Origin of the sequence: Thermus arciformis (assembly GCF_900102145.1) — a bacterium.
Classification (GTDB): domain Bacteria; phylum Deinococcota; class Deinococci; order Deinococcales; family Thermaceae; genus Thermus; species Thermus arciformis.
In genome coordinates, this window is the sequence record NZ_FNBC01000078.1 from 1 (window position 1) to 2,897 (window position 2,897).

Consider the following 2,897-nt stretch of genomic DNA (forward strand, 5'->3'; position numbering starts at 1 on the left):
CCTCGAAGGAGGCCACAAAACCCTCCGTGGGGTGGCGGGCCACGCTGGGGGCTCCGTGCCGGTCCCACCCCTCCGCCACCACGTCCGCCAGGAGGCGGGCCAGGGCCGCTGTGATCTCCTCCTCGGTCCAGGCGGGTTTGTCCGGGAGGTAGGGGCGCAGGAGGTTCCCAAGCCCCACCTCGTCCGTGAGGGGCCAATAAAGCGTCAAAAGCCGCCCCAGGGCGTGGATGGCATCTTGCTTTCTCATTCCCCCCTCCTCTGCTTGAGCCGCACCACCCGCCCCAGAAGTTCCGATATCTCCCCCTTGGTGAGCCCGAGGCCGGTGAGGGCCTTCCGCAGGCTCCTCCGCACCGCCTTGTCCCAGCGGTTGGCGGTGGCCGGGGGGAGGAAGCCCAGCCGGGAGGCCTCCCGCACCTCCCGGGTGAGGGCGTTCACCCTGCCCACGAGCCTGCGGGCCTCCGCCAGGACCAGGGGCTTGACCCGCTTCCGGTCGTGGGGCCAGCGGAAGGTGCCCACCAGGCGCTCCATCTCCCTCTGCCGCTCCCGCACCCAGGCGGGGGAGACCAGGAAGCGGGCCCTCTGGGTCTTGTCCCGCCGCATCCCGCCCCAGGTGAGGAGGAAGGGGCCTACCCGGATGGGCTTTTGCCCCAGGTCCTGAAGCTCCAGGCTTCCCACCCTCGCCTCCCGGGAGAGGACCAACCACCCTCCCTCGGGGAGGGGGAAGGCCCGCAGGCCCTCCCGCTCCCGGGGAGGCCTCTCCCCCGGGGGGAGGAGGAGGCCGTAGCGGTAGCGGTTCCCCGGGTGGGCCAAGGCTCGGTGCAGGGCCTTCCAGACCGGGCCTTGCCAGGGGTAGGGGGTGCGGCCCATGGGGGAGAGGGTAGCAGGCAGGGGGCCATACCTTGTCCTTTCCCGTAGGGAAGGGGAAAGAAAGCCTAAAAGGGGGGAGGGGAGGGGGGGGACGTAAAAAGGGTCGGATCAAGACCCTCCCCGCTATACCTACCTCGTGAGCCTGGCCCCCACCAGGTGCCCCTCCCCACCCGTCCCGCCTGGGCCGGGGAAAGCCGGATGCCCTAGTTGGGCCCGTCCGGTTTGGGGCGGGGGTGGTGCCGGAATCGAGGGCGACCCCGTGAAAGGCACCGTCCTATCGCCACGCATCTGGTGGTCGGTTCACACGGAAGGCGACCGTACGAGCCAGCCGTCGCCGTCGGAGGGGATGATCCCTGCACCACGAGGGGGTGGTGCGCCCGCCCATGGGTGCTCCGAGGGTGCCACAGGCCCGAGGGGTGCTGAGTCATGGGTCAAGTGTCGCGGGTTCTGGCTTCACAGCGGAACCCATGCGGCTAGGGCGACACCGAAGAGCCCCCACACGGGGGCCTGCCCAAGGGGCCTGATGAGGGCTTCGAACCGAGGGACGAAGGAGGCTGAGCCGAGCTCCCCCTGCGTGAGGGTTTTCCGGCCCTTACCCACGCACCCTGAAGGGGATCCCGCCCATAGGCGGGGTAGGCAAGGCTTCTGGACCCGGTGGGCTAGGTGTCTGACAACGCGGTGGACGGGAATGGCGACCCTGCCGTGCCCACGGGCGGCAATGCCGCACCGGGGTGTGTCCTCCAGCCCTGAACCCATAGGGGCTGGTACGCCGATGGGAGCGTGGCGAACCCCATCGGTGGCCGCGGGAAAACGGTCTAGGAGGCGGGGAAACCCGCTCAACGAGGACCGGATAAGCGGGGATAACGGCAGGGACGGAGCGGGTGAGTACCGTGGAAGCCAGGGAAACCTGGTGGAGGGAAGACCCGTAGCGGTTTGGGTAGGCGTGTGGGGATTCCTGGTGCTTGGTGGGGGCCAGGCCACCGGGAGGTCCCCCGGAGTGGACCAACCACGGCCATCCCGAGGCCCTAAATCGGGGGCGTGTCCCGGCCACACGGGGACAGCCACGGCCGTCCCGAGGCCGAAAACCGGGGGTAGAGCCCACCACACGGGCAGCAGACACCGCCCTGGCGGGTTGCCGTGCGAAGGAGGAAGACGGATTGAGTGAGGATCGGTGCGTGGATGCATGAGCAGATGACCTGACCTAGAACCCTCCAGGGCAGGAAGACAGAAAGCCCAAGAGAAGCCCCCCGGGTTTCCCGGGGGGCTTTGCCTTTTGCCGTGTGGTACACCGCACTTTCTCCCTGCACCAGCAGTACCGAAAGCCCCCGTCTGCACGGGGTGCACGGGGGATCCCCTCTTGCCTTTGGGAAGGGGTCGGTATAATAGCCCCCAACGGGTAGACCGGGCCCCCCTGGGGCCCAAGGCGGCAGGGCCGCGTGAGGACCAAAAAGAGAGGCTCCCGCTGGGAGGGAACCCAAATTCCAGCAACCTTTTCCTTCGCCTAAGGTTATCCCCTCCCAGCGGGAAAGGCAATAGGCGCCAAGGCGGCGCGCGGGGGAGTGCCGTCTCCGACGCGCGAAACGGGAGGGGTTTATGCCCCAAGAAGGAGTTGAAGGGAAGAGCTATAAAGAACAGCCGGAAGGACTCACCGAGCGGGGCCGGGCCTTCCTCGAGGCCCTGGCCCGGAGGAAGCGGGCGAGGGGCGAGGAGCTTCCGCCCCTCTACCTGAAGCTCCTGGGGGGGGCCGCGCCCCCGGAGAAGGGGGTCCATGAGCCCCCGCCCGAGGAGGCGCCTCCCCCGGAGGACCTCCGCCGGAAGCTCCGGGAGGCGCCGCCTTCCCCGGCCCTCCCCACCCGGGAGGAGCTTTCCGCCTCCCCGCCCCCGCCCGAGTGGAAGCGGGACGCCTGGGACCTCGCCGACCGCCTCCTGGAGGAGGGGGAGCGGCGGGGCACCCTGCCAGGGCTTTCCGAGCGGGAGCGGAGGGTGTACCGGACCCTCCTCGCCCTGGGCCTCGAGGTCCTGGCCCGGAG

General features: G+C 69.6%; 2 protein-coding genes and 1 pseudogene. 1 reads left to right on the forward strand and 2 read right to left on the reverse strand.

The window, feature by feature from the left end:
• Together BLP62_RS13330 and BLP62_RS13335 are read right to left on the reverse strand one after the other, a co-directional pair.
• On the reverse strand, nucleotides 1-247 hold a 247-nt coding region (locus BLP62_RS13330), incomplete at its 3' end, for a hypothetical protein (protein ID WP_093008750.1).
• Complete coding sequence (locus BLP62_RS13335; RefSeq protein ID WP_093008751.1) at nucleotides 244-867, reverse strand: hypothetical protein; 624 nt, start codon at nucleotides 865-867, stop codon at nucleotides 244-246. The genes BLP62_RS13330 and BLP62_RS13335, both read right to left, overlap by 4 nt.
• 1,593 nt (nucleotides 868-2,460) lie before the next feature.
• Here BLP62_RS13335 and BLP62_RS13340 point away from each other — a divergent pair.
• Nucleotides 2,461-2,897 (forward strand): annotated as a pseudogene (locus BLP62_RS13340) (hypothetical protein); the annotation flags it as partial.